Origin of the sequence: Candidatus Enterococcus testudinis, assembly GCF_002140915.1 — a bacterium.
Taxonomy (GTDB): Bacteria; Bacillota; Bacilli; order Lactobacillales; family Enterococcaceae; genus Enterococcus_D; species Enterococcus_D testudinis.
Window position 1 is genome coordinate 2,918,715 of the sequence record NZ_NGKU01000001.1, and the last position, 25,482, is coordinate 2,944,196.

Consider the following 25,482-nt stretch of genomic DNA (forward strand, 5'->3'; position numbering starts at 1 on the left):
TCACCCTTTCGTCCGTCTCACACTGTAGACATCAGGAATTTGTTTGATTTTATCAACGATAGATCGCAGGTGGGTCAAGTTTTGGATCGATACGGTGATTCGGATCGTGGCCATTTTGTCTTTATTGGTTTTGGCTTCTACACTGACCAATCGCTTGCTGACGGTATTGACCGTTTGCAAGACATCATTCAGCAATCCCGAACGATCATAGCCATAGATTTCAAGATCGGCATTGTATTCTTTTTTGCTATCTGAAGCATCTTCCCATTCGACATCGATCAAGCGATTGGCTGCTTCTTTGTTTTGGACATTGGGACAATCACTGCGATGGATGGAAATTCCCCGGCCTTTGGTGATATAGCCGACAATGTCATCTCCTGGCACTGGATTACAGCATCGAGAAATACGAATCAGCAGATTGTCGACCCCTTCAATGACGATGCCGCCTTCATGGCGTACCTTCATTTTCTCAGGTTCTTTTTTGGCCGGCTGATTGATCATTTCTTGTACTTGTTGTTTTTGTTTTTCAATCTGTCTTTCTCGTCGTTCTTCTTCCGTCAGACGATTGGCTAATGTAGTCGGGCTGACTTCACCAAAACCAACTGACGCAAACAAATCATCTTCCGTATGATAATTAAATCGCTCGCAAGCTTCTGCCATTTTGGCTTTCGATAAAAATTCTTTTGGAACAAAGCCCATATCTTGCAAGGTACGGACGACTGCTTCATGGCCTTTGATGATGTTTTCTTCGCGGTCTTGATCTTTGAAGAAGCGTTTGATCTTATTTTTTGCTTTACTGGTCGCCACCAATTTGATCCAGTCTTTGCTGGGGCCAAAGGAGTTCGGCGAGGTCAAGATTTCAATAATATCGCCATTTTTCAACTTATAGTCCAGTTGGACCATCTTGCCATTGATTTTGGCACCAGTGGTTTTGTTGCCGATATCGGTATGGATGCTGTAGGCAAAGTCTAATGGGCTAGAGCCTTGCGGCAACTCTGTGACATCGCCTTTTGGTGTAAACACGTAGACTTTGTCACTGAAGATATCGCCTTTGACACCTTCCATAAATTCAGACGCGTCATACGATTCATCTTGCAATTCCAAAATCTCTTGGAACCAGCCAACTTGTTGGGTCATTTTATCAGGCTTGACTTTTTCCGTCTTGCCTTCTTTATACGCCCAATGGGCAGCTACCCCAAACTCGGCAATTTCATGCATTTCATGGGTACGAATTTGGATTTCGACAGGATTTCCTTTAGGGCCGATAACAGTCGTATGCAAAGATTGATACATATTGGCTTTAGGCATCGCAATGTAGTCTTTGAATCGGCCCGGCATTGGTTTCCACTTGGTGTGGATCGTACCTAAGACAGCATAACAATCCTTGATGGAATCCACAACGACCCGTATCGCCAACAGATCATAAATCTCGTTGAATTGCTTCTTCTGATCTTTCATCTTGCGATAAATCGAATAAATGTGTTTTGGTCGTCCATAGATTTCGGCATAGATATCGAGTTCTTCTGTCGCTACGCGAATTTCTTCCACTGTTTCTGATACATAGGCCTCTCGTTCTTCTCGTTTGGTTTGCATCAAATGAACGATTCTATAATATTGTTGTGGATTTAGATAGCGTAATGAAATATCTTCCAGTTCCCATTTAATCCGACTGATCCCCAAACGGTGTGCTAGAGGCGCATAGATTTCCATCGTTTCTTGCGCGATTCGCCGTTGTTTATCTTCTCTCAAGTGTTTCAACGTACGCATATTATGTAAACGGTCTGCTAATTTGACCATAATGACCCGCAGATCTTGCGCCATGGCGATCAACATTTTACGGTGATTTTCAGCAAGTTGCTCTTCATGAGATTTATATTTGATCTTACCCAATTTGGTCACACCGTCTACCAGCATAGCCACATCAGCACCAAAATTGTCTTTTAAGTCAGCTAATGTGATGTCGGTATCTTCAACGACATCATGCAAAAATCCTGTCGCAATCGTGTGGGGATCCATTTGCAACTCAGCAAGTATCCCGGCGACTTGGATTGGATGGATGATATAAGGTTCGCCAGATTTGCGAAATTGTTCCTTGTGGGCCTCTGTGGCGTAGTCTAATGCTTTTTGGACAAACGCCACATGTTCATCACTCATATAATACGACACTAACTTGATGACATTTGGGCCTGTCAATATAACTTCTTTCGCCATGATTATCGCCTCCTTCTTCTTTTCAAAAATTAGACAGCAGTCCCTGACAAGCGTTTGCCGAAGCAAACTCTTTCAAGCATGGACTCCTGTCTAAACCACTCGTATAATCATTGCCATTATACAAATTTTTCTGTTTTTTTTCAATCACTGTTGCTCGCTCGCATAGGCCCTCGCTCTTTATAAAGAATCCATATTGGCGAAAGGAATGCTGACTTTGGCTGCGCCAGCTTCTATCAATTGATCATACGCTGCTGCATCGACACCTTCAGGGTTGCTTTGGATCGATAGTTGCGGACCTCCGTCTAATGCAAATAGCGTCACGTCATGAATTGCATCCGCCAGCGGTGTACCTTGTCCCAAAACGACACTCGGCCAATTGCGCGCTTTCAGCTGTTGGGCCACTTGGATTTTGGTCAGCTCATTCATACTTTCAGTTTGCAGTCCCAATCGAACTTCGCCACCCGAAAGTGTCAAGGAACGGATCGTTTCAATGAGTTCTTCAAACCCGCGGCTGTTATCAAGCAATACAGATGATGGCAGCCATACTTCTAGAAAATCTGCCCCATCCATAAAGGCGCGGCCCATCTCAAACGCCACTTTTGCCATGGTTCCTTGTGCTAATGGATAATCGATGACGCCGCCAATTTGTAGATCAGAAGTTTGGGCCAACTGTTTGGCACGACGAATCGCGCTTGGCAAAACGACGATTTCATCGACTGCCCCCTGCTGGCAATAGATGATCGCATCTTTTAGATGCCAGTCTGTCAAATCAGCTGCCAATAATCGATAACTGACCGCTCTTTGTTGTGTGTCCATCTACTCACTTCCTTGTCAATTCCAATTGTACACTGACAGCACTTAAGAAATACAACGGGGCTGTTTCTGTGCGTAAGATCCTTGGACCTAACCCGCATAGTACTGCTTTATGACTTTCAGCCCATTTGATTTCAGTAGGCGTCAATCCACCTTCCGGGCCAAAAATCGCCAGAACTTTGCTGCCGGGTTTTACTTCAGTTAAGACTTGCAGCAACATAGCTATTTCACCTTGTTTGGCTGACTCTTCATACGCCACCAAGATATGATCATATGTTGAAAGATGATCCCAAAATGCTTTTTCAGTGGCGAGCAACGTCACAGAAGGTGCCACTTGTCGTTGCGATTGCTCAGCTGCCTCTTGCGCGATTTTGTGCAAGCGCTGTTGTTTCTTTTGCAACTTCTTTTCGTCCCACTTGACGACAGAGGTTTGGGCTGGAAAACCGATGAAAGCAGCGGCACCAAGTTCGGTGCTTTTTTGGACGATCAAGTCTAATTTGTCGCCTTTGGGATAACCGCTGGCGATAGTCACGTGGATCGGCAGTTCTTTGTTTTGCTGTTCTTTTTCAATCTCTATCAGATACACATCCGATTCATCAATGCGGCTGATTGCAGCAATGATGGCTATTTGGTCAAGAAACACCAAACCAACTTGATCACCAGTCGTCATACGCATGACCCGGATCATGTGATGGAACGGCTCACCACTTAGGGCATATTCAGCCTGTGTATGATACGGCTGATCAATAAAATATCGTTGCATATTACTCTTCCTCAGCTTTTTTGAATGCGATGGCTACCCAATCTTTTTGCGTAAAGACTTGGTCGATCTCGAATCCTTGGGTTTGCATCGCTTCTACAACAAGTTGCTTTTTGGCTTCAATGATTCCCGAAACGATCAATGTGCCTTTTGGTTTCAATAAACGCCACGCATCCGGAATCATCAACAAAATGATATCCGCCAAGATATTGGCGACAATCACATCCGCCACTATCTCAACACCCGTTAATAAATTGTTGGCATGGACATGAACATCTTGTGCGATTGGGTTCAGCTGCATATTTTCTAATGCAGAACGGACAGCGACTTCATCTAAATCATACGCATAGACCGTTTCTGCGCCTAAATGCTTACTAGCGATACTTAACACCCCTGAACCGGTGCCGACATCCAACACCGTTTCTCCGCCGCGCAAGTAGACTTCCAGTGCTTGTAACGTCAAGCGTGTTGTCGGATGTGTCCCGGTGCCAAAGGCCATACCAGGATCCAATGTAATGATTTTTTCTTCTACCTGCTCCGCTTGATAGTTTTCCCAACTAGGTACGATCGTTAAATAACGAGAAATACGGACTGGGTGATAATATTTTTTCCACGCTGTCGCCCATGCTTCTTCGACCACTTCATTGGTCGTGATCTCGTTCTTGCCCACCGCTAATCCGTACTCAGGCAGACGATCGATCACTGCTTTGATGATTGGCATCACTTCAGGCAAAAAAATCGTTTCTGGAAAATAGGCCGTGACTTGCGCCCCTTCAGCCAATGTCGTATAGGTTTCTTTGTCTAGTATTTCTCCATAGGCATCACTTTTAAAATTTTCGATATCTAATACATCTTCAATGGCTACCCCGCTGGCCCCTTGCTCCATCAAAATATTGGCAACAGCTTCGACTGATTCACTTGCGGTGGCAACCGTTACTTCATTCCACTTCATGATTTACTCCTTAATAACTTGGATAGGGGATCATTGTATCCCCATCTTTTGTTTGATATTTTGCGACTGTTTCAAGCCATTCTTGTTCGTCAAAAGTCAATTCAAATACAGCATCTTCCGCATCATCATTCAAGAAGTCTAACAAGTCGCTTTCGCCTTCGATCAAAATCTCTTTGATATAATCGACTAAGCCATCCAACAACGCTTTCTTGATGCCTTTCTTCCCTTCATAAGGAATCACAGCCAAAAAGTCTTCTTCCTCGTAGGTTGACTTATTGGCATCAACGAGTAAGATCCCATCTTCAAATTCAATGATGTCTTCATCAGAGGCGACGCCTTGGGCATCATCTATTGTTTGATGGGCTGGATTTTCTGCAAATAAGCGTAATACAAGCTCGATCGTATGATTTTTGGCATCCCAATCGATGGCCACGTCATATTCGGTGATTTGTTTCGTCAAACGTTGGTCTAAATAGGTCAAAATCGTTTCTTTTGCCATGTATATTCCTTCTTTCTTATAACCAACCGTGGTCCGGTCGGATCGCTGATTTTCTGATATTGGTCACATACGGATTGCCTGCTGCAATAAAGCGCAATGGTTTGTCCGTCCATTCACCTTTGTTGGGAATCCCGATTCGCGGTAACGCCATGACCGTTTTTGGTTGCCGTTTCTTTTGTGGTTCTAAATGGAGTGGACTGGTGACAATCGATTCCCCATACAATTCAGGGCCGATGTTCATGGCTTGTACCAGTTTCCCGGGTCCATTCGTCAATGCAGCTCCGCTTGTTTGGCGGTTATTGCGCATCGCCTCGATACCCTCCACTGGTTCTAACCCACGGATCATGATACCGTGAGGAATGCCTTTGGGTTGCGTAATAATATTGACGATTCTATGGGTATGCATCGTATAAAGATAGATGGTTCCCGCTTCTTGATACATGGCCCGTACCCTTGGTGTTTGACGCATACCTACGCTATGGGCCGCTAGATCATCTGGTCCGAGATAGGCCTCACAGTCGACGATATAGCCGCCTAAACGCCCAGCCGCTGTTTCATGGACCATATACATGCCGATCAATGATTGGGCGATCAGCGTTGTATCCTTTTGGTTTAATAAAGTCATCAATTCATCCATATTTATCACTCCGTTACCCTATTTTACACAATTACAAGTCAAGTTACTATCATTGCGGCCAAATCTCGTCAAATCAACGGACAAACTGATAGCTATCCGTCACTCGATTGAGAGTGGGCGTTCCACTTTGGCCTAGTAACCGCGACTTCTATGCTATACTAATAAGAAAGGAGAGGATCGTTTTATGCAACAACCATTAGCCTATCGTATGCGGCCTAGAAATTTAGATGAAGTTGTGGGCCAGCAGCATTTGGTTGGTCCTGGTAAAATCATTCGCCGGATGGTCGAAGCCAAAATGCTGTCTTCAATGATTCTCTACGGGCCGCCAGGTACTGGAAAAACAAGTATCGCCAGCGCGATCGCTGGCTCAACACGGTATGCCTTCCGCATGTTGAACGCGGCAACGGACACCAAGAAAGATTTGCAGATCGTTGCCGAAGAAGCCCGTATGAGCGGTACAGTCATTTTGCTATTAGACGAAGTGCATCGCTTGGACAAAACCAAACAAGACTTCTTGCTGCCTCACTTGGAAAGTGGCAAAATCATTTTGATTGGCGCGACAACTGAAAATCCTTATATCACAATCAATCCGGCTATTCGCAGTCGGGCACAGATCTTCGAAGTCAAACCCTTGCAAGAAAGTGATATTTTAATAGCTATCGATCAAGCGTTGGCTGATGCCGAGCGTGGCTTAGGAGATGAAGCGATTGCGTTGAGTGATGAAGCAAGACTGCACCTTTCTCGTGCAACGAATGGTGATTTGCGCAGTGCTTTGAATGGTTTAGAGCTAGCTGCCCGCTCGACCCCAAAAGCTGATGATGGTGTGATTCATCTATCTCTTGAAGTGATTGAAGAATGTGTGCAGCGTAAAGCGCTGACCCATGACAAAGATGGTGATGCCCATTACGATGTGATCTCTGCTTTTCAAAAATCGATCCGTGGCAGTGATGTGGATGGGGCCTTGCATTACTTAGGTCGTTTGGTGGAAGCCGGTGATCTGGCGATCATTTGTCGGCGACTAATGGTGATCGGTTATGAAGATATCGGCCTAGCCAACCCTGCTGCCGCTGCACGCACAGTCAATGCCGTTTTGGCTGCGGAACGTTTGGGCTTGCCTGAAGCACGGATTCCATTAGCAGATACCGTCGTCGATCTTTGTTTATCGCCGAAGTCAAATAGTGCCTATATGGCATTAGATGCAGCGATCGCGGATATCCGCAATGGCAAAGCTGGCGATGTCCCAGATCATTTGCGGGATAGTCATTATAAAGGGGCGGAAAAATTAAATCGCGGGGTTGGCTATCAGTATCCCCATAACTTTGATGATGCCTGGGTCGATCAGCAATACTTACCAGATAAACTAAAAGGTACCCGCTATTATGAACCAAAAGCCACTGGCAAATATGAACAAGCACTTGGCCAGCGATACCAACAGCTGAACAACCGCAAAAAACGTTGATCTAATCAACTTTTGAAGGTGTCTAACCAATATTTTAAACTTTTTGGTATCGTTTTCAGACAACTTTATTGCACCTTTTGTGTTCCTATGCTACTATAAGGGTGGGAATTCTGTGATGTACGAGTTATCCCTTTTGTGTGTTGACCGAACATTTTTATTGATATCTTGGGATCTGTCTTGTGTCAATGCTGGTAACATGCCTTTTCTTTTGGTAGTTCGAAGCTTAGACCGTGGAACCCACCTGCTAGAATTTGCGGGATCAATACTACGGGAAAAAGAACGGCATCAACGGATATTACCCATTCTTTTATAGAATGTGCCACCTGTTTTTTGACAGGTGGCTTTTTTTGCTTATGTATGAGGTGCTTGCCACTGATCACTACAGACGATCTTTGCTATTCATCAGAGACTTCGTTATACTTAAAGTAACTTTGATTACAGGAGCGAACCCTACATGATGATCATCCTACTATTTACCCTTGTGGCACTGGTTTTATTTGCCACTAGCTATTTACTCTATGCCAAACAAGCGATTTTTTTCAGTTTGATTCCTAACAACAACACCAATCAGGCTTTTTTAAAGATCTATAGTATCGTGCATCTGGTACTAGGCCTCATTGCCATTGCGGTGGCTGTGATCGATTCAAAACTGATTGCTTTATTCTATTTGGCGCTCTTGCTGATTTCTTCTGCATCCTTTAGTATCTTGCTTGCGCAAAAAATGAAAAAAAGCGGGGATTAGGTTTTCTTTTTCGGTCAAAAAGGACTACAATAAAAGAAAAGAACAGATGGGAGTGTTTCATATGTTACAACAATATCAACGTATCATGGTCGCCGTCGACGGATCAAGCGAAGCCGAACTTGCCTTTAAGAAAGCTGTCAATGTAGCCCAGCGGAATGATTCTGAATTGGTTTTGGCCCATGTGATCGATACCCGCGCGTTTCAAACAGTGTCCTCTTTTGACGGGATGTTGGCAGAACAAGCCACTGAGATGGCCAAACAAACGTTGAAAGACTATGAAGACTATGCCCGCAAACATCAAGTGACTTCAATCAAAACGCTGATTGAATATGGGTCACCAAAACCAATCATCGCCAAACAATTGCCTGAAGAGCATCAGATCGACTTGATCATGATTGGCGCGACTGGCTTGAATGCAGTAGAACGCATCTTTATTGGTTCTGTTTCCGAATATGTGATTCGCCATGCAGGATGTGACGTATTGGTGGTACGGACCGATTTGCACAATCAATTACCTGCAAAAGATGCAAAAAGTGAATAGGCTGTCCTTTGGAAGTGTCTCAACGAACTGATGTAGAAGAAAGGTTCTCTGCCAAATGGAGTTGTTTCATTGAATCACTTAAGGGAAGTGCTTTTGCACTTCCCTTTTTTTGGCTCTACATGATTTAGTGCTGTTGATAAATTCGCAAGCCAGCCGCGATTCGTTTAAGTGGTTGTGTCTAATCATTCCTTTTTTATTAAAAAAATTTGGTGTTACTACTCAATTTGAGTAACAACACCAAATAATATAGAACCGTTGCTCGTTAGAAATCTGTGTCCATCATATTGACAACGCACATCTATGCAAATTCTACTACCAATCGTTTACCTAATGCTCTGGCAATATCATCAAGTTATCAAAGGACACATTATCGCCTCTCTCGATTCTAGCAATTGTAGATTGCGTTGTATGTGCTTTTTGTGCAAGTTCTGCTTGAGTTAATCCTGCTTCCTCTCGAGCGTGGTAAAGAGCAACTGCCGTTTCGAGTTTTCTTCCTTCATGATCATATGCTTCTGCAAATGCTATATCTTTTTTCTTTTCTTCAATTACCTCTTTAATCAACATGAGTGTCTAATTTTTTTACCCATTTTAAACGTTGTGCAATAAGCAGTCCATTCTTTTCCGTCTCTTCAATCGTACGTAAAAGTTTAGCACTGTCTTTTTTAGGTAATGTTTCCAACCATTCTAAAAATTCATCATGATCATTAGGTCTCTTATACGTTTCAAAAGATATTTTCTCCATACCCATTTACATCATATATTGATATTATTTGATAGTTTATCATATAAACAACTTCTTTCTATATCCTTAACATTTGATTAGACAGTTTCCTTTAGGTTGTCTTTTAAAGAAATTGCTAACAGTTATCTCTTATTTACTATTTATTCAAAAAGCAATTGTAATTATCTTCAAATGAAGACAGGCTTTTTTTGTACAAAAAAAGCCTGAATGGCAAAAACCATTCAGGATGACAAGTCGGTTATCCTAACTTGTACAGCAAAAAAATGAAAGCAAAGTAATAGGTACCTCTATCTAACCATGTTTTGGGATGAATGTAAATAGTTTATTCTGAATTTTCTGAATAGATATACATTTCTTTCAAAGTCACATGTCTTTGTAAACAAAAGAAACGCCGATTTTCAAGAAAATCGACGCCAAAATTTATGGTGGATATGCAATAGTACTGCCCCAGTAATTGCCAATAGCAGGGCAAAGACTGGTAGATTCAATAGCCAAAAGTCGAACATCGTCGCAGCAAAGGCATATGCTGCAATCAAAATCGCAGCAAGAACCATCGTGCCTATAGTCACCAGCGCCAAGCCGAGGCTGCCAGCACCTCTTGTAAATAATTGACTGATATTGGTCCATTGCAACAAAAGTAAGCGATAGTCACGGGCAAAGTAGTGACTGCTCATCAACAACGTACTCCAGACCGCCCCTAACACAAAGGCAATCCCTAACAAAAGAGGTGCTTGCAGTAAGCGCATTGCGGCTAAGGACACCAATACTGCTAAAACAATCTGTACAAACAGACCAAACTGAAACTTGGCTTTTAGATAGGTCTTCATGGATAGCGGCAACGAACGAACAAACAAAAAATTTTCCTGGTCTAATGAAATCAAATTGCTGACAAAGGATGTCGGATTGACCATCAAAGCGGCCAAAGCACCACCGGCCACAAATAGCACGCCCAAGAAACGCTCATCCAATTGATCCAACCGAAAGATACCTGTAAACACAAAAGACAAAAGAAAAATGATGGGCATCATTAAAGAAGAGGAGAATACCTGCATAATCAAATTGGGATCGCGAATCAATTGCGAATTGTAATTGAAAAGCAACTGATTTAGATTGCGCCCGGTCTTGTGTTTACGGGTCACATTCCCTTGATTGGGTGCTGCGGCTGCCACTTGGTCAAAGAATTTAGGTAGGATCAACCAGTAGAGTGCCGCAATCAAGAAGACGGATATCGCCAATACGCCCACCAAACTCAACAGCCCGTTCAACTGAAAAGGCGTCGTCATCACATAAAAGAATGGCCGTAAAAAGGCAATTCCGCTCCTGTCTATTATCTCTGTATCATACGTATTAACCTGATTCAACATCAAGACACCAGCCATAACAACGACCATCGTCACAACCAATAATAAAGTCGTGACCAGTTTCTTGTGTTTCAGAAAAAACTTGGTACGTGTCAGCCCGAATACGATCAAGCTGCATATGCTGAAAATAATCACTACAGCCAAAAGAAACAACACGATCGACAATAAAATCGTCGCCACAAAAAACAACTGGGCCCGAAAACCGGTCAATAAGAATAAGACCATCATCGGAAAGACAAACGGTGCTACCGTCAGAAAGACCACAGTGATTTTCGCAGCAAAAATCTCTATTTGCCGAAACGGCAATGGCAAATATGCAGGGAGATCTTGACTTTCAAAAAACACATTGTAAATGGTCGTTATTCCTTGAGAAAACCCTAAAATGCCGAACAAAGCTACGTAATAGGTGAAAAAACCAGGCATTTGGCTAAAGTCCATACTCATCATGGTCACGCCATAAATCAAAATAAACGTCAAGCCCGATAATCCATACTGCCAAAGCAGATAACGGGTCAATTTCTTGCCAGATTTGCCTTTTTTGCGCGCTTTGTCTGTTGTTTGCGGGCTGGCATAGAGCAAATTGATTCTGGTCAACATCAAGAGTTGCTGTTTTCTCATAGGACAGCGTCGCCCCTTCCCTCGGTTTGACTTTCCGGACTGCGGCCAGTCATTTGCAGATAGATTGTTTCTAACGACGTGTCAGGATTGGCTGCCAGCAACGCTTGCACCGATCCGTTATAGAGCAATTCTCCTTTTTTTAAAATGGCCAATTGATCGCACAGCTGTTGCGCTGTATCTAGGACATGGGTCGAGAAAATAACGGTTTTTCCTTTTGCAGCGTGTTGTTTCATCATCTCTTTCAAGTCATAGGCAGCTTGCGGATCAAGCCCTTGCAACGGCTCATCTAAAATCCAAATATCAGGATCTGGAATAAGTGCACCAATCAATAAGGTTTTTTGGCGCATCCCATGAGAAAAACCGGCAATCGTTTCTTCTGCGTGGGTCAACATATCAAACATTTGACCCAACTCTTGGAGACGACGCGCTTTCATTTCTTGCGGCACTTCATAGGCTGCGGCAATCAAATCCCAATACTCTGCGGCAGTGAGCTGCAAAAAGATATCTGGGGAATCAGGGACATAGGCAATTTGTTTTTTGATCGCTTCCCGATGACTAGACAATGCTTGACCATCAACAAAAATTTCCCCGCTGGTTGGTTGTAAAATACTGACCATACTTTTGATCGTCGTCGATTTCCCTGCGCCATTGTGTCCTAGAAAGCCAAATATTTCCCCTTGGCGAATCGTTAATGACAGATCATTCAGCGCCACTTTGGTGCCGTACTTTTTTGCAAGATGTTTGATTTCAATCATCATTTACCCTCCCTTTATGCTGTTAGCGTTATTTTACGTTATAGCCAAAGGAATGAAAAATGTTTTTTGCGATTTTTCATTCTTTTAGTTGACAAGAAATAAAAAAACATTGATAATGAGAGAACTTTAGGGGAGTAGCACATGGATATTTCCATGATCTTAGATCAACAGCAAGCGGGTATCCGCTGGTTTAAGGTGTTTCTTGCAAGACCTAAGTGGCAAAGGGCCGCTTAGGTCTTTTTGCATGAAAAAATTGGAGGGAATAAAACGATGCGTGCAACAAATCAAATGAAAAAAATAACCGCGGGTGGCTTGCTGGTAGCAATGGGGGTCGTTTACGGAGACATTGGCACTAGTCCGCTTTACGTAATGAAAGCTCTTGTGGAAGATAACGGGGGGTTATCTTCTCTGACACCTGATTTCATCTTAGGGAGTGTCTCCTTAGTCTTTTGGACACTGACCTTACTGACAACGATCAAATACGTCTTAATTGCATTAAACGCCGATAATCACGGCGAAGGCGGTATTTTTTCACTTTTTACATTGGTGCGTAAACATAGTCGATACCTAATCATTCCAGCAATCATTGGCGGAGCAGCGTTATTGGCTGACGGCGTGCTGACACCTGCTGTGACTGTTACCACAGCCATTGAAGGTCTGCGGGGTATCCCTGCCTTCTACGGCCGCTTTGGCAACGATCAGTCGATCATTGTCGGTATCACCTTAGCAATTCTATTGGTATTGTTTGCCTTGCAGCGATTCGGTACTGAATTTGTAGGGAAGGCTTTTGGTCCTATCATGTTGGGGTGGTTCACCTTTTTAGGTGTAGTCGGTGTCTTCAACTTTGCTGGCGATCTTTCAGTAATCCGTGCGTTGGATCCACGATATGCGCTTAACTTGCTGTTTAGTCCAGATAATGCTTCAGGCCTATTCATCTTAGGCAATATCTTTTTGGCAACCACAGGTGCTGAAGCGCTATATTCTGATTTAGGCCACGTGGGCAAGAAAAATATTTATGCCAGTTGGCCCTATATCAAAATTTGCTTGATGCTGAACTATTTTGGTCAAGCCGCATGGCTCTTGCAAGTTTATCAAAACCCAAACTATCAATCGATTGAAAATCTAAATCCATTTTTCGAAGCTTTACCGGCAGGATGGACAATCTTCGGTGTCGGATTTGCAACCATTGCGGCAATCATTGCTTCTCAAGCACTGTTGTCTGGTTCATTCACTTTGGTTTCTGAAGCCATCAAATTAAAACTATTGCCAAGAATGCAAATCATTTATCCTGGTGCTTCAATCGGTCAGATGTATATCCCAGCACTCAACACCTTGTTGTGGATTGCATGCTCAGGTGTGGTCCTACTTTTTCAAACCTCGACCAAAATGGAAGCTGCCTACGGGTTGTCCATCACAGTCACCATGCTGATGACCACGATCTTACTTTATTTTTATTTGCATCAAAACAAAAAAACACGCTTCTTGGCTCCTTTCATCACACTGTTCTTTGCAGCGATCGAAAGTATTTTCTTTGTCTCAAGCGCCACCAAGTTTTTACATGGTGGGTACGTGGCGGTCATTATGGCTAGTGTGATCATCGCCATTATGCTGATTTGGGAATGGGGCAATCACATTCAAGAACATGCCGCAGAAGAAGTAGCGTTGTCTGCGTATATTCCACAGTTGAAAGAGCTGAAGGAGGATGATACGTTGCCGTTGTCCCAAACCAATGTAGTCTTTATGGTTCCAAGTTTGAGCGACGATCGCATTGGGCAGCAATTTATCTATTCGATTCTGGACAAACGACCCAAACGAGCAAAAGTCTATTGGTTCGTCAATGTTGAAGTGACGGATGAGCCTTATACAAAATCTTATGAAGTATCTATGGCTGATACCGACTTTATCGTCAAATTGAAACTTTACCTAGGTTTCCGCGTACCACAAGAAGTCAATGTTTATATTCGTCAGATCATTCAAGAGCTGATGAAAGATGGCCGATTGCCTGAACAGCCGCAACGGTATTCGTTGACACCGGGACGCAATGTCGGGGACTTCCAATTCATCTTGATCGAAGAAGAATTGTCCAACGCTACGGCGCTGTCCAAGTGGAAAAAACAAATCATGCAGATGAAACTCTTTATCAAACGTCACACCATCTCACCAGAGCGCTGGTTTGGTTTGGAATACAGCGATGTCGTTCACGAGACAGTCCCATTGGTGATTGGTCAACCGAAAGAAAGCCATTTGTCTGAAAAATTTAAAGGCAATGAATGATTCATTTACATTGCAGGACTTGTCAATGACTCCTATCCTCCTTAGGTCCTGCATTTTGTTCCAGCAGCACATTCATCGAACTGCCGATTTTACTGGCTGACACTGAACAATTAACAAAAAAACTCAAGCTATGCGTCAACCGCTAATCGGTTGCTTGCATAGCTTGAGTTGTATATAGCGGTTGATCAATGGATATTGCCAATCAATTTACGGATTGGTTTTCTTGCCATGAACAATATAATCCCTACAACCACTGCGACCCCACCAACGATACCATAGTAGGCACCTTCTGTTTGTGGTGTATAGAAGCGGGCAATTTGGGCATTGATCGCTTGTGATGACGCATCTGCCAATAACCAAATAGCCAATGTTTGTGCTTCAAAAGCCTTCGGTGCCAATTTTGTGGTGACTGACAAGCCAACGGGTGACAAGCACATTTCTCCAGCAATCATGATGAAGAAACTAAAAACTAACCATAATGGGCTGACCCGTTGATCCACACCAAACATCACGCTTGGGAACATCAATAAGACAAATGACAAACCCGCCAAAATCAATCCAATCGCAAACTTGACTTCAGTCCGTGGTTGACGGTCTCCTAATTTTGTCCATAACCAGACAAAAACAGGCGTCAATAAAACGACAAATAATGGATTCAGTGTTTGATACAAACTAGCTGGGATCGAGATACCAAATAAAGAAGCTTGGGTACGATCAGCAGCAAACAAGGCCAAAATCGATGATCCTTGTTCTTCTAATGACCAAAAGACAATCGCTGACAAGAACAACGGGATATAAGCCAAGACTTTTTTCTTTTCATCCGCTGTCACATCTTTTGAACGCAACATTTTGGTGAAGTAGTAAACAGGTAAAAAGATACCCAGAATACTGATACAGTTAATAAAGAAATCAACTGATAAATATCCAGCAGCTGCTGCCCCGCCAAAAATGACTGCTAAAACCACTAAGACGATAATGATATTGCGGAAGAAGCTTTTCTTTTCTGCTGCTGTTAAAGGGTTTGTTGGTTCTGTTGCGACTGTTTTCAGGGTTGTTTTCCCTTGAACATAGTATTGAACCAAACCGATGAACATCCCAATGGCTGCAATAGAAAAGCCTAAATGATAATTGACTTTTTGCCCTAAGATACCAACAATGATCGGTGCCAATAAGCCCCCAATGTTGATCCCCATATAAAAGATTGAGAAGCCGGCATCACGTCGGACATCTTCTTTGCTATATAAATGACCGACCATACCAGAAACATTTGATTTCAATAATCCTGTTCCGATAACAATCAACATCATTGATACAAATAAGGCTGGAATACCTAACGGTGTTGCCAAAACGATATGACCAAACATGATCAATATCCCGCCATAAAAGACTGATTTATTTGATCCAAGCAAACGGTCAGAGACCCATCCACCAACGATACTAGACATATACACTAATGAACCGTAAATAGACATGATTGCAACAGCAGTTCCTTTTGGCAAGCCCAATCCGCCATTGGTCACAGCATCGTACATAAAGTAAACCAGAATGGCACGCATTCCGTAGTAGCTGAATCGTTCCCACATCTCAGTGAAGAACAGTGTCGAAAGCCCTCGCGGCTGACCTAAAAAAGTTTTTTCTTTCTCCATAATTCCTGGCTCCTTAAAAAAGTAATGAATATTGAATAGCTGAATTTTTCTGAAAATTTATACAAGCCAGTTTATGCCCTATTCCACTATTTTACAAGGTTAAAATGGTGAGAAGAAAGTGGTCATTTTCATAAATCAATCATTCAAAAATGAACCGTTTATTAGAGTATTCATGTTATAAGCACTTCCAATCTGATAGCGGCGCCTATATAATTATTAAAAAACATCGCGTAACATTAAAATGGTCTTAACCAATTTTTATCGGATGATCAATTTTTCATTTGAGGTTCTTGCAACACATAAAGAAAATCACTATCATTACAACCGACTTATCAAGACAAGAAGCACATAGATGTCTGAATGAAGTCATTCGTTTGAACCAATAACCCTTCCATCATTTATCTTATAAATAATTATTCTTCTCAGGGAACAAGATTTTATTTAATTCATCGTAGTTTAGATTTTTTTTCGTATTAGATAGTACATACTTCAAATAATCACTTTTTAGGTCCAATGCCATTAATGCCGCTGGTAACTGCTTCTCTTTGATACAATCGATACTATTCAAAATTTCCGAAATAATTTCTCTTGTATAAAAATCTAAATGCTGCGTGAGGGATAAAATATTATTATCCGTAGATGCTGAATGAACTATTTTATTTCTCACTCGATACAAGCGAAGAATATGCCATTCAATTTTCTTTTGATGATTCATCAAAGTTAAAGCCAATTCATCATCGTCAGAAAAGAGTTTCTTTACCTTTTCCCATCTATAGGCTAACAAGGAATAATTTTCCAAAAGCAAATCTAAGTTAGACGGTTTACGGGTTCTTACTAATTTTAAAAAAGTTGTCATTTTTAACGAACTCATGGGATAAGTCAAATGAAAGATGAATTCATCCTCAGAAAAAACAACTTCTTTTATGCCAATACCTATCAGATCTAAGAAGAAGTTTTCTAATAAACCTCTGCTGTATTTGAGTGTCATAAGTGTAGGCACTGAATGGGCCAAATAATCATTCACACTTCTGTAAGATCCCACTTTCAATAAATTTTCCAAGCTACTCCAATACATAATAAAGGAAGTTTCTGTAGAAAATGAACTTTGTCCCATACTGTAGTTTTTCAGCGAACTATAGATTCTTTCCTTATCTTTAATAGACTTCGTATCAATACTCATTTTTATTTGTGAAAATCCATTCGACACGATGTTCCTTTTTCGATTACTCGATATATTAAATAATCTATCTTTTGCAATTATTTTGTATGCTTCGTCAGTTGTTTTGATCAACACGATAACAGACGTCTTGTCCAAATATACAGGTTCATTATTAAAAGCTGCAATCGACAATTCTTGCTCGATAATTTCCATAACTTCATTTATGGAGGCATATAGATTCTCTTTTTTGACTAACCCTCGATAAGATATATAGGTTGCATCTCCTAATCTATTCAAAGCCTCTTTTTCATTCACAAAATTGATTTGTTCTAGATCAGTTCGTGACATATATTTCACACCGATATCTGATAAAATGTCCGCAGAAATCTTATCAGTCAATGGACGAACCAATACGTATGCATCCATCTGTTCTTCATATTTTTTTGATTCAAGGAAACTGATGAAAATCAACCACTTATCATCAAAACTAGGCTGCTTGTCTCTCGGGTTTGTGCTAACAAATATTGTTTTCATGATATAAGTGAGACTCCGTGAATGGATACCAAATTTTGTTATGCAATGAGAGACTAGATATTGAGTCAGATCACTGATAGCGTCAACATCAACTGATTGCTTGTCAATTTCATTTTTGAGCTGTGTGATGAGTTTTTTAAAGTACGAGTGTTGTAGTTCATCGAAGATCCCTTTTAATTTAAACTCTAAATTCCTTAAAGAATAGGGTTCCTCTTCTTTAAGTGTTTTTTCTTTCAACGACCGAATGATATACCCCACTTGCGGAAATTCCTGATTTAAAATAATATCCTTATCAGAAAAGTACTTCAGTTCTTCAATAAGCTTTCTTAAATGATTGACACTTATAATATGGGCATATACATCCTCTAAAGTGTGCAAAATCTCTTCAATCAATGTGTATGAATTATGTAGCATATACTTATAGGAGTGAAAAGAATCATGATACAGCACTTCTGTGAATTTTTGCACAAATATTATTTCTCCATCAGTACTGATTTTAAATTTCTTTAACTTACTATTTTTATAGTCTTTTAGAACCATAAAATCACCTGCCTTTCGAATATAATATTAAGTTTCCTTGTATCTCTTGCAGTTTATTTGTATCTAGTATATGATAAAGATATAAAACTGTATAGTTTATTAAGAACACTTTTTTCAATTGATGCGTGTAAAAACCCTTTTGAATCTGAGTGTTCTTTTCAATAAAAAGAGAGGGCAAACATTTGCGGTCTCTTTTTTGCTCTTTTCAATGATTGGTTTGAATGAATACATGAAAAAAAAGCATGAGCAAAAAACCGAAGAGTTTTCTGCTCATGCTTTTATATTAAATCTATATCCCCATATCGACTATAGCATGAATTGTTTGTCCGACGTGGACTTTACCCACGTAAACTTTCAACATCACGGGCGATCATTAATTCTTCATCCGTTGGGATCAATAGAACTTTGACTGCTGAATCCTCCGTCGAGATAACTAACTCTTCACCACGTTTGGCATTTTGCGCTTCGTCTAACGCACAACCAAACCAAGTCATGCCTTTGATTACTTCACTGCGGACGTGGGCATCATTCTCACCGATTCCTGCTGTAAAGACAATCGCATCGACACCATTCATCGTTGTGACATAGCCACCGATATACTTACGGATGCGATCCGTGAATACGTCGTAAGCTACTTTGACTTCATCTTTGTCATAATTTGCTTCTAGATCGCGCATATCACTTGAGATACCAGTCAAACCTAGTAAGCCAGATTTTTTATTCAACACATCGACCATTTGATCAATATTCAAATCAAGTTTATCCATCAAGTAAGGTAAAACGGCTGGATCAATATCGCCAGAACGCGTACCCATCGTCACACCTGCTAAAGGTGTAAAGCCCATTGATGTATCGACTGATTTGCCACCATCCACTGCAGTGATCGATGCGCCATTTCCTAAATGACATGTAATGATTTTCAACTCTTCAACCGGTTTTCCTAACATAGCCGCTGCACGCTCAGATACATAACGATGGCTTGTTCCATGGAATCCATATTTACGTACTTTATAGTCGTTATAGAATTCAATTGGCAAGCTATATAGGTAGTTATGTTTAGGCATTGTTGCGTGGAAGGATGTATCAAACACCGCTACACTAATGATGTCTGGCAAGATTTTTTTGAATGCTGTGATCCCCATCAAGTTTGCTGGGTTATGCAAGGGTGCAAACTCAGCTAAATCTTGGATTCGTGCCATCACTTCATCCGTAATAATCACTGATTCTGGGAAGTCTTCTCCACCATGAACGACACGGTGTCCAACACCTGTGATTTCATCATAAGATCCCAAAATATTTAATTCGATCAATTGATCTAAAAGCATTTTTACAGCTACTTCATGATCATTGATATCGATGATTCGTTCGAATTTTTGATCGTCACCATATTTGATCGTAAAGATTGAATCTTTCAAACCGATTCTTTCGACGATTCCTTTGGCAACAACTGTTTCCTCTGGCATTTCATATAATTGCCATTTTAGACTTGAACTTCCAGCATTGATAGCGATTGTTTTTGACATGTTGATCTCCTTATCCGGTTTATATTACAGATTTGCCGCTTTCCAAGCAGCAAATTGTTCAAATAGTTTGGTGATGTTCTTCGGTTCTTTTAGGGACGCTAGTTTCACAAGCAAGACTTCTGGTGCTTGTTGGCTCGTTTCTCCTTTATTTTGTAAAAGCAAGATGCTTTTGCGTGAATGCGTATTCTTAAAAAGTTCATCCGGCAATTGAATCATTCCTTGCAGATAGACTTTCTCTTTCAACCAGTTTTTTAGATAGTCGCTTTGATCTGACTCCAAGAAATTACTTGGAATCAAGAATAGCCCAAATCCGTCAGGTTTCACATAGTTCATCGCTTGTTCCATCAGTAAATGATGGGCATAACTATGGCCTTCTGGCGCAGCAGACACAAATTGTCCGGCTTTTTCGTCTTGCGGATAGTAACCGACAGGCAAGTCGCTGATTGCAATATCCATTGGTTCAATCAACAAGTCTTGCAAGCCGTCTTGATGGAACAAATGCATTGGCGCTTGTGTCCATTCGCCGGTAGCCGCAGCAATGGCCAACAGCGTTTCATCGATATCCACGCCGATACCTTCTACTTGTCTTTTGGCCAATTGGAGATTCAACAAAACTGTAAGCAGTAAATTGCCCATTCCAACAGACAAGTCTAAAATCCGCGTTGTATCATTGGTATTGGTCAACTGTTCAATCAGGTAGACGAATAAAAAGCCTAAACTATCTGGTGTGAGTTGATGATTGGCTTGCAGCCGTTCAGTTTGACCTCCTTTTAAAAGAAGCAATTGCGCAAGTTTGCGCTTTTCTTCAGCAGTCAACGATACTGCTTTCAGCTCTTCATAAATGGTTTGTAGTCGAGCAACTGTTGCCTCATCGGGTACCCCATCAATCACACGCACTTGATAGTGATCAATAAAATTTTCGATGGTTTCGACATAAGAATCAAAAAAAGATGATTCTAACGCGTTTTGTAACAACTGAATTGCTTCAACAGTCAAATGAAAGGATGTTTCCATTTTTTCTGCGGACATCTCGCACCTCTTCTCAAAACTATAACAACTTGTATACCTGTTTAATTTTAGCTGATTCGTGCAAAATAATCAATCGCTTTCGCCCAGAATAATTTGTGAAGCTGTAAACATTCTTTTCCGTTTGCCTATACGAATAAAGATGCCCAAAGCGGACATCTTCTTTCTGTACTATTCTGTTTCAGAATCTGTGTCTATTTTGTGGATTTCAAGCGGCAATGTGTAATAGAATGTAAATGATCTTGCGCCTATCTGACAATGAATCACCACTTGCTCCCCCTTCTTCTCATACGTTAATCTTCCGGTATTAAATTGCCTGCTGCCTTGCTCAGGATCGCGGTCTGCTTCATACCCAGACCAAAACAATTCACTCATGATTGCAGCTTCATACCGTTGAATCGTTTTATGATAAAAATCGGTTGTTGCACGGCTGCTTTCTAACACAGTGATCAGCATCAAGCTTAACAATTGTATCAATAGCAATGCAGTCAGCAAAACCCCACCTTTATACTGTATGGATCTTCCATTGCCCAACTTTTTGTTCTCCATTCTCAAAAGTAACCGTAAACCGAATACTTTCATTGATTTTTTGGTACCTGAGACCACTGACCTCGGTCAGCAACGGTTGATAGCCGTTATTGTCTCGCTTACGGATTACGCCATTGATGCGGTCGATGGTGACAGTATTATTCTCCGCACTTTGCAAAAACAACGTATAATCTGTAACGGAAATATAGGTACAAGTGGCCAATTCTCTTTCAAGTTGCAATAAAAAAATATGCCATTCTTGATCTTTACGGGCAGTTATTTGTTGGTTGACTTTGGGAATCTGTTTGATGATCCCATCAATCATCAACAAACTGACAGACAAAATAACTAATGCAAGCACACACTCGAGCAATGTAAATCCTTTAGTCCTCACTTTTGATCACCACCTGAATGTCCCCTTTCTTGATTTGGACTTGCTGAAGCTGATCTTTTTGCCAAAATTTCAGCTGGTAGGTATTGTTTCGATCCGTTGTATAGGAAAGATCCGCCGGAAGCGATGGCTGCTGATTCTGCACTTCTTCATACAAGACCCGTAAAATTTCAGCTTGTTCTTGTAGTTGGGCACTTTGTTGCAGCGAAACAGATTGCACACTTAAAAAAAGAAAGATACAGGTTGTCAACACACCGAAAGCCAGCAAACTTTCCATTAAAATAAAGCCTTTATTCAATGACTTTCTCATAGCGTCCACTCCCAAAAAGAAATTTATAGGTGATCGTTTGGTCCTTTTCTGGCCAATACAAAATTATCCGTGGAAAACTGCTGTTATTGCCAGAACTGCTATTAAATAAAATCGTAGGAAAACTGCGCACCTCTAATGGTTCAGGTACCTCGATACTACTTAATCGCAACTCTCCTGTAATCGTTGACTGGAAATGTACGGCGGCATCCGTTCCACTCGTATAAGCAACCCGGGTCTGCCGTTGATCGATGATTGCTGTCTGTTGGGCAGTGTATAGCCCTTTTTCTAATCTTCCGCAAAAACCGACGACTTCGATTTGCTTTTGATAATTATCGATTGCCAATACCGGCAATAAAATAAATACACTCACCACAGATAGTGCCAGCAGACTTTCTATCAGTGTAAATCCTTTGTAAAGAACCATTCATTCACCCTACCTATTTTGATAGATTTGATACTGTTCATTTGAAACATAATTTCTATCAACCAATTCATTGCCGACAGGTGCGCGATTATTCTCAAGTCTGAACAACTCTATTTGTGTTTCAACAACTTTGATGACTGCCTCATTTCCCTTCTGATCAACTGTGTCACGATGCTGAGACAAGTTCGGCACAAAGAGCAGGATCAGAACGCTGATCACCAGCAAGACAATCAGCATTTCCACTAATGTGAAGCCCTTTTGTGTGTATTTCTTTTTTAGGATGGTTGTTGTTTTTCTTATCGCTCGTGTGTTGCCTTTTACTCCTGTCGTCATTCAATCACTCCTTGTATATTTCCATAGATTGGTAAAAACATCGCCGCATATATCCCTACGATCAACAATGCGACAAACAAAAAAATCACCGGTTGGATCCATTGAATCGCCTTTTCTACCCGTTGGAACACGCGTTCAGACAATAGCTGACTGTAGACAAACAACTCGTCCCCTAAACGCCCCTTGACCTCTCCTTGAAAGACGATCAGTGCAAATTCAGGCGTCAAAAAATGATACTGTTCCAGTTGCTCTGTTAGTTTCCCACCTTGTACCAGCGTCTGCTCCAGTACGCTGGCAAGTTCTTGGATCAATGTGGCCTTATTGGTTTCTTTCATACAGAGAATGATTTGATTGGTTTCTAAACCTTGTCGAAACAACTTGCCCCACTCCAAAGCGAAGAAGCTCGTTTGCCAACAACGATACACTGATCCAAACAAGGGAATGCGACTAAGAAACTCAGCTTTTGCAATGGCTGTTTTTCGAGAGAACACAGATTGTGTCAGCAACAGGAGAACCACACTGATCAGAATACCAATCAGCAAAATGATTGGCGCCTGTTCTACCAACTGAATGCCCCAGTGGTGCCCATCGATCATGCCCGAAGCCAAAAGCTGAGGCAGTAAAAAACTGCGCATACCAAACAATGCACTGAAGACAAAAAGCAGCAATAGCGCAGGGTAGAGGATCGTCTTGTACAATAGTTGCTTCTGCTTATTGAATAATGATTGGTAGTCAACCATCCGACGCAATGTGTCAACCAAATTTCCATGGGTCTCTGCCAAATAAAGTTGATTGATTTCAGAAGGTGTCAGATGTACATTTTTCATAGCCTGTGCCAAGCGCTGTCCTTGAGAGAGCTCTGAGATCTGTGACTGGATCACCGAAGAATCATATTGTCCGCTGCGCAACATGACGTGCAAACTTTCTTGCAATGAAAAGCCGCTTTCTAATAGGATCGTAAAGGTGGCTAGAAATGATTCAGCTGTCTGCCGCGACAATTTGCCCGCCTTCTTTTTGAAAAATGTCATCTGTGATCCATCCTTTCTCATAAATCTGGGTTAAGGTCTGCTGCCACGTACTGGTGCACTGTGCATCCACAAAGGAATAGGCCATAGCCCCACGGACTTCTCCTTTTGCATCAGGCAAGAGCCGCTGATAAACCACTCCTTGTAACGCATGGTGAAGACTTGTGGTTTCGCCGAGCAACTCTGACAGGCGCGCACTTGTCTCCTCTACACCTCTTGCGTGGATCGTTGCGAATACTCGGTGACCAGTCAAAGCAGCCCGAACAGCGGCTTGAGCGGTTTCACGATTGCGGATTTCACCAATGATCAGCAGCTCTGGATGGTGACGCAATGATAGACGGATCAATTCATCATAGTCTTGATTGATCTTAAGGTTCGTCTGCAATTGTAGAAACTGGGGTGCTTCGATCTCAACCGGGTCTTCGATGGTGATCACCTGTCCTTGGGCTTGGTTGGCGATTCGATACATCAAGGTAGATTTCCCCGATCCCGTGGGTCCTGCAAACAAATAAAGACCGCGATAGCGCGTCGCTGATAGGATTAGTTGAACATCTTCTGCAAAAAAATAGTTGATATGCTGCTGATCGATCCTATACAAGAAACGCAGCACCAAGCTTTCTCTGCCTTGGTAATCTCCGACTGTGGACACACGAATCCGTTGATAGCCTTTTGGCATCGGGTAACTGACCGCCCCTAATTGCGCTTTGCGGCGTTCCCCAACATCCATGCCGCCTAGAAATTTGAAGCGTGTGATCAATTTCTGGGCTTCTTCCTCTGATAAATGCGCATACAGCTGTCGTTGATAACTCTTGCTGCAAATCACGACCATTTTATCGGTTTGTGGCAACACAGATACATCTTGGATACAAGCGCTTCTTGCATGGGCCACTAATGCATCTGAAAATGTTTCAATATCCATAGTAATGATCCCCTCCTAAAAAGAAGTACGCAAAAAAAGACGAAGCACTTTTTAAGCTTCGTCTTGCATGGCACTGCTATTGTTTATTTTTCTTCTGATACAAATTGTGCTTCGACCCGATAGATCCGTTGGCCACGGTTAGAGAATTTCTCCTCATATTCAGTCATAATATTGCCTTCATATGTGCTCGTATGCAAGTCTAACCATACTTGCTTCAATCGCATGCCATATTGAGAAAAACTAGCTAAGGAATATTCAAACAATCCTTGATTGTCGGTTTTAAAATGGATTTCGCCGTTTGGTCGAATGATTTGCTCATCTACTGCGAGAAACGCTTTTGAGGTCAAACGTCTTTTTTCATGTTTGGTTTTTGGCCAAGGATCACTAAAGTTCAAGTAGATTTGATCTACTTCATGGTCAGCAAAATAATTGGTCAACGCCGAGCCGTCCACATGCAATAATTGAACATTGGGGATTTCTTCGGCAATCAGCTTATCCAAGGCGATCGACACGACACTGATCTGCATCTCGATGCCAATATAATTGATATCTGGATTGGTTTTCGCCATCCCTGTAATAAATTGACCTTTGCCCATACCAATTTCGATATGGATTGGATGATCATTGCCAAAGCGTTCATGCCAACGCCCTTTCCATTCTGTTGGCTCTGCCACCACAAATTCTGGATGGGCTGCGACAAGTTCTGGCGCCCCCGCACGTTTTCTTACTCTCATATTCTTTCCTCTCCGAAAAAAACAAG

At 41.7% G+C, this 25,482-nt stretch carries 24 protein-coding genes, 1 other RNA gene and 2 pseudogenes; 5 read left to right on the forward strand and 22 right to left on the reverse strand.

What is annotated here, in order from left to right; all coding sequences use genetic code 11:
- The 6 genes from A5886_RS14185 to A5886_RS14210 form a co-directional block, all read right to left on the reverse strand.
- On the reverse strand, positions 1-2,211 hold the full coding sequence (locus A5886_RS14185) for a RelA/SpoT family protein (RefSeq protein ID WP_086275732.1): 2,211 nt from the start codon (positions 2,209-2,211) through the stop codon (positions 1-3).
- 177 nt (positions 2,212-2,388) lie between these two features.
- Positions 2,389-3,027, reverse strand: a complete 639-nt coding sequence (locus tag A5886_RS14190) for a deoxyribose-phosphate aldolase (RefSeq protein WP_086275733.1) — start codon at positions 3,025-3,027, stop codon at positions 2,389-2,391.
- Positions 3,028-3,031: 4 nt separating this feature from the next.
- Positions 3,032-3,787, reverse strand: a complete 756-nt coding sequence (locus A5886_RS14195) for a 16S rRNA (uracil(1498)-N(3))-methyltransferase (RefSeq protein ID WP_086275734.1) — start codon at positions 3,785-3,787, stop codon at positions 3,032-3,034.
- A gap of 1 nt (position 3,788) precedes the next feature.
- Positions 3,789-4,736: a 50S ribosomal protein L11 methyltransferase gene (gene prmA, locus A5886_RS14200; RefSeq protein ID WP_086275735.1), complete on the reverse strand. Its 948-nt coding sequence runs from the start codon at positions 4,734-4,736 to the stop codon at positions 3,789-3,791.
- Positions 4,737-4,746: 10 nt separating this feature from the next.
- Positions 4,747-5,235 (reverse strand): DUF3013 family protein, encoded by a 489-nt coding sequence (locus tag A5886_RS14205; protein ID WP_086275736.1) that lies wholly within the window; start codon positions 5,233-5,235, stop codon positions 4,747-4,749.
- 16 nt (positions 5,236-5,251) lie between these two features.
- Complete coding sequence (locus tag A5886_RS14210; RefSeq protein ID WP_086275737.1) at positions 5,252-5,872, reverse strand: DNA-3-methyladenine glycosylase; 621 nt, start codon at positions 5,870-5,872, stop codon at positions 5,252-5,254.
- A gap of 184 nt (positions 5,873-6,056) precedes the next feature.
- On the opposite strand from A5886_RS14210, the gene A5886_RS14215 reads away from it, so the two are divergent.
- The 4 genes from A5886_RS14215 (at position 6,057) to A5886_RS14230 (ending at position 8,614) form a co-directional block, all read left to right on the forward strand.
- On the forward strand, positions 6,057-7,331 hold the full coding sequence (locus A5886_RS14215) for a replication-associated recombination protein A (RefSeq protein ID WP_086275738.1): 1,275 nt from the start codon (positions 6,057-6,059) through the stop codon (positions 7,329-7,331).
- Positions 7,332-7,435: 104 nt separating this feature from the next.
- Positions 7,436-7,630, forward strand: a non-coding RNA gene (gene ssrS, locus A5886_RS14220) — 6S RNA.
- Positions 7,631-7,788: 158 nt separating this feature from the next.
- Positions 7,789-8,073 (forward strand): hypothetical protein, encoded by a 285-nt coding sequence (locus A5886_RS14225; RefSeq protein WP_086276078.1) that lies wholly within the window; start codon positions 7,789-7,791, stop codon positions 8,071-8,073.
- A gap of 61 nt (positions 8,074-8,134) precedes the next feature.
- Positions 8,135-8,614, forward strand: a complete 480-nt coding sequence (locus A5886_RS14230; RefSeq protein ID WP_086275739.1) for a universal stress protein — start codon at positions 8,135-8,137, stop codon at positions 8,612-8,614.
- Between the two features lie 298 nt (positions 8,615-8,912).
- Here A5886_RS14230 and A5886_RS14235 read toward each other — a convergent pair.
- The 4 genes and pseudogenes from A5886_RS14235 to A5886_RS14250 all read right to left on the reverse strand — a co-directional run bounded on the left by A5886_RS14235 (position 8,913) and on the right by A5886_RS14250 (position 12,090).
- Positions 8,913-9,178, reverse strand: a pseudogene (locus A5886_RS14235) (helix-turn-helix domain-containing protein).
- Positions 9,174-9,356: pseudogene (locus A5886_RS14240) on the reverse strand (type II toxin-antitoxin system RelE/ParE family toxin); the annotation flags it as partial. The pseudogenes A5886_RS14235 and A5886_RS14240, both read right to left, overlap by 5 nt.
- Before the next feature lie 398 nt (positions 9,357-9,754).
- Entirely contained in the window at positions 9,755-11,335 is a 1,581-nt protein-coding gene (locus A5886_RS14245) for an ABC transporter (protein ID WP_086275741.1), read from the reverse strand.
- Complete coding sequence (locus A5886_RS14250; protein ID WP_086275742.1) at positions 11,332-12,090, reverse strand: ABC transporter ATP-binding protein; 759 nt, start codon at positions 12,088-12,090, stop codon at positions 11,332-11,334. Before A5886_RS14250 ends, A5886_RS14245 begins: the two co-directional genes overlap by 4 nt.
- A gap of 270 nt (positions 12,091-12,360) precedes the next feature.
- Here A5886_RS14250 and A5886_RS14255 point away from each other — a divergent pair, with 270 nt between their 5' ends.
- The gene (locus A5886_RS14255) at positions 12,361-14,364 is read left to right on the forward strand and encodes a KUP/HAK/KT family potassium transporter (RefSeq protein WP_086275743.1); all 2,004 of its coding nucleotides are present in this window, start codon (positions 12,361-12,363) and stop codon (positions 14,362-14,364) included.
- Positions 14,365-14,549: 185 nt separating this feature from the next.
- Here the strand turns inward: A5886_RS14255 and A5886_RS14260 are convergent, their stop codons facing one another.
- The 12 genes from A5886_RS14260 to trmB form a co-directional block, all read right to left on the reverse strand.
- Positions 14,550-16,010 carry a peptide MFS transporter gene (locus A5886_RS14260; RefSeq protein WP_086275744.1) on the reverse strand — a complete coding sequence of 487 codons (1,461 nt, stop codon included), beginning with the start codon at positions 16,008-16,010 and terminating at the stop codon, positions 14,550-14,552.
- A gap of 403 nt (positions 16,011-16,413) precedes the next feature.
- On the reverse strand, positions 16,414-18,243 hold the full coding sequence (locus tag A5886_RS14265) for a hypothetical protein (protein ID WP_086275745.1): 1,830 nt from the start codon (positions 18,241-18,243) through the stop codon (positions 16,414-16,416).
- A gap of 338 nt (positions 18,244-18,581) precedes the next feature.
- Positions 18,582-19,766, reverse strand: a complete 1,185-nt coding sequence (locus tag A5886_RS14270) for an acetate/propionate family kinase (protein WP_086275746.1) — start codon at positions 19,764-19,766, stop codon at positions 18,582-18,584.
- Positions 19,767-19,790: 24 nt separating this feature from the next.
- Positions 19,791-20,795, reverse strand: coding sequence for a class I SAM-dependent methyltransferase (locus tag A5886_RS14275; RefSeq protein ID WP_086275747.1), 1,005 nt, complete (start codon positions 20,793-20,795; stop codon positions 19,791-19,793).
- A 168-nt stretch (positions 20,796-20,963) separates the two neighbouring features.
- On the reverse strand, positions 20,964-21,326 hold the full coding sequence (gene comGG, locus A5886_RS14280; RefSeq protein WP_256926233.1) for a competence type IV pilus minor pilin ComGG: 363 nt from the start codon (positions 21,324-21,326) through the stop codon (positions 20,964-20,966).
- Complete coding sequence (gene comGF, locus A5886_RS14285) at positions 21,298-21,714, reverse strand: competence type IV pilus minor pilin ComGF (protein ID WP_086275749.1); 417 nt, start codon at positions 21,712-21,714, stop codon at positions 21,298-21,300. Before comGF ends, comGG begins: the two co-directional genes overlap by 29 nt.
- Positions 21,704-22,021, reverse strand: a complete 318-nt coding sequence (gene comGE / locus A5886_RS14290; RefSeq protein WP_086275750.1) for a competence type IV pilus minor pilin ComGE — start codon at positions 22,019-22,021, stop codon at positions 21,704-21,706. Before comGE ends, comGF begins: the two co-directional genes overlap by 11 nt.
- A complete protein-coding gene (comGD, locus tag A5886_RS14295) occupies positions 22,002-22,445 on the reverse strand; it encodes a competence type IV pilus minor pilin ComGD (protein WP_086275751.1) in 444 nt (147 codons plus the stop codon). Before comGD ends, comGE begins: the two co-directional genes overlap by 20 nt.
- 9 nt (positions 22,446-22,454) lie before the next feature.
- Positions 22,455-22,778 (reverse strand): competence type IV pilus major pilin ComGC, encoded by a 324-nt coding sequence (gene comGC / locus A5886_RS14300; RefSeq protein ID WP_086275752.1) that lies wholly within the window; start codon positions 22,776-22,778, stop codon positions 22,455-22,457.
- Positions 22,775-23,806: a competence type IV pilus assembly protein ComGB gene (comGB, locus tag A5886_RS14305; protein ID WP_086275753.1), complete on the reverse strand. Its 1,032-nt coding sequence runs from the start codon at positions 23,804-23,806 to the stop codon at positions 22,775-22,777. The genes comGC and comGB overlap by 4 nt, the downstream gene beginning before the upstream one ends.
- Positions 23,757-24,722 (reverse strand): competence type IV pilus ATPase ComGA, encoded by a 966-nt coding sequence (gene comGA / locus A5886_RS14310; RefSeq protein ID WP_086275754.1) that lies wholly within the window; start codon positions 24,720-24,722, stop codon positions 23,757-23,759. Before comGA ends, comGB begins: the two co-directional genes overlap by 50 nt.
- A gap of 83 nt (positions 24,723-24,805) precedes the next feature.
- Complete coding sequence (gene trmB, locus A5886_RS14315) at positions 24,806-25,456, reverse strand: tRNA (guanosine(46)-N7)-methyltransferase TrmB (RefSeq protein WP_086275755.1); 651 nt, start codon at positions 25,454-25,456, stop codon at positions 24,806-24,808.
- Between the last annotated feature and the right edge of the window lie 26 nt (positions 25,457-25,482).

What these genes read in the sequence shown, in the direction of transcription:
- A5886_RS14185 (WP_086275732.1), bottom strand. Translation starts at nt 2,211, where the DNA reads ATGGCGAAAGAAGTTATATTGACAGGCCCAAATGTCATCAAGTTAGTG.
- A5886_RS14190 (WP_086275733.1), bottom strand. Translation starts at nt 3,027, where the DNA reads ATGGACACACAACAAAGAGCGGTCAGTTATCGATTATTGGCAGCTGAT.
- A5886_RS14195 (WP_086275734.1), bottom strand. Translation starts at nt 3,787, where the DNA reads ATGCAACGATATTTTATTGATCAGCCGTATCATACACAGGCTGAATAT.
- prmA (WP_086275735.1), bottom strand. Translation starts at nt 4,736, where the DNA reads ATGAAGTGGAATGAAGTAACGGTTGCCACCGCAAGTGAATCAGTCGAA.
- A5886_RS14205 (WP_086275736.1), bottom strand. Translation starts at nt 5,235, where the DNA reads ATGGCAAAAGAAACGATTTTGACCTATTTAGACCAACGTTTGACGAAA.
- A5886_RS14210 (WP_086275737.1), bottom strand. Translation starts at nt 5,872, where the DNA reads ATGGATGAATTGATGACTTTATTAAACCAAAAGGATACAACGCTGATC.
- A5886_RS14215 (WP_086275738.1), top strand. Translation starts at nt 6,057, where the DNA reads ATGCAACAACCATTAGCCTATCGTATGCGGCCTAGAAATTTAGATGAA.
- A5886_RS14225 (WP_086276078.1), top strand. Translation starts at nt 7,789, where the DNA reads ATGATCATCCTACTATTTACCCTTGTGGCACTGGTTTTATTTGCCACT.
- A5886_RS14230 (WP_086275739.1), top strand. Translation starts at nt 8,135, where the DNA reads ATGTTACAACAATATCAACGTATCATGGTCGCCGTCGACGGATCAAGC.
- A5886_RS14245 (WP_086275741.1), bottom strand. Translation starts at nt 11,335, where the DNA reads ATGAGAAAACAGCAACTCTTGATGTTGACCAGAATCAATTTGCTCTAT.
- A5886_RS14250 (WP_086275742.1), bottom strand. Translation starts at nt 12,090, where the DNA reads ATGATTGAAATCAAACATCTTGCAAAAAAGTACGGCACCAAAGTGGCG.
- A5886_RS14255 (WP_086275743.1), top strand. Translation starts at nt 12,361, where the DNA reads ATGCGTGCAACAAATCAAATGAAAAAAATAACCGCGGGTGGCTTGCTG.
- A5886_RS14260 (WP_086275744.1), bottom strand. Translation starts at nt 16,010, where the DNA reads ATGGAGAAAGAAAAAACTTTTTTAGGTCAGCCGCGAGGGCTTTCGACA.
- A5886_RS14265 (WP_086275745.1), bottom strand. Translation starts at nt 18,243, where the DNA reads ATGGTTCTAAAAGACTATAAAAATAGTAAGTTAAAGAAATTTAAAATC.
- A5886_RS14270 (WP_086275746.1), bottom strand. Translation starts at nt 19,766, where the DNA reads ATGTCAAAAACAATCGCTATCAATGCTGGAAGTTCAAGTCTAAAATGG.
- A5886_RS14275 (WP_086275747.1), bottom strand. Translation starts at nt 20,795, where the DNA reads ATGTCCGCAGAAAAAATGGAAACATCCTTTCATTTGACTGTTGAAGCA.
- comGE (WP_086275750.1), bottom strand. Translation starts at nt 22,021, where the DNA reads ATGAGAAAGTCATTGAATAAAGGCTTTATTTTAATGGAAAGTTTGCTG.
- comGD (WP_086275751.1), bottom strand. Translation starts at nt 22,445, where the DNA reads ATGGTTCTTTACAAAGGATTTACACTGATAGAAAGTCTGCTGGCACTA.
- comGC (WP_086275752.1), bottom strand. Translation starts at nt 22,778, where the DNA reads ATGACGACAGGAGTAAAAGGCAACACACGAGCGATAAGAAAAACAACA.
- comGB (WP_086275753.1), bottom strand. Translation starts at nt 23,806, where the DNA reads ATGACATTTTTCAAAAAGAAGGCGGGCAAATTGTCGCGGCAGACAGCT.
- comGA (WP_086275754.1), bottom strand. Translation starts at nt 24,722, where the DNA reads ATGGATATTGAAACATTTTCAGATGCATTAGTGGCCCATGCAAGAAGC.
- trmB (WP_086275755.1), bottom strand. Translation starts at nt 25,456, where the DNA reads ATGAGAGTAAGAAAACGTGCGGGGGCGCCAGAACTTGTCGCAGCCCAT.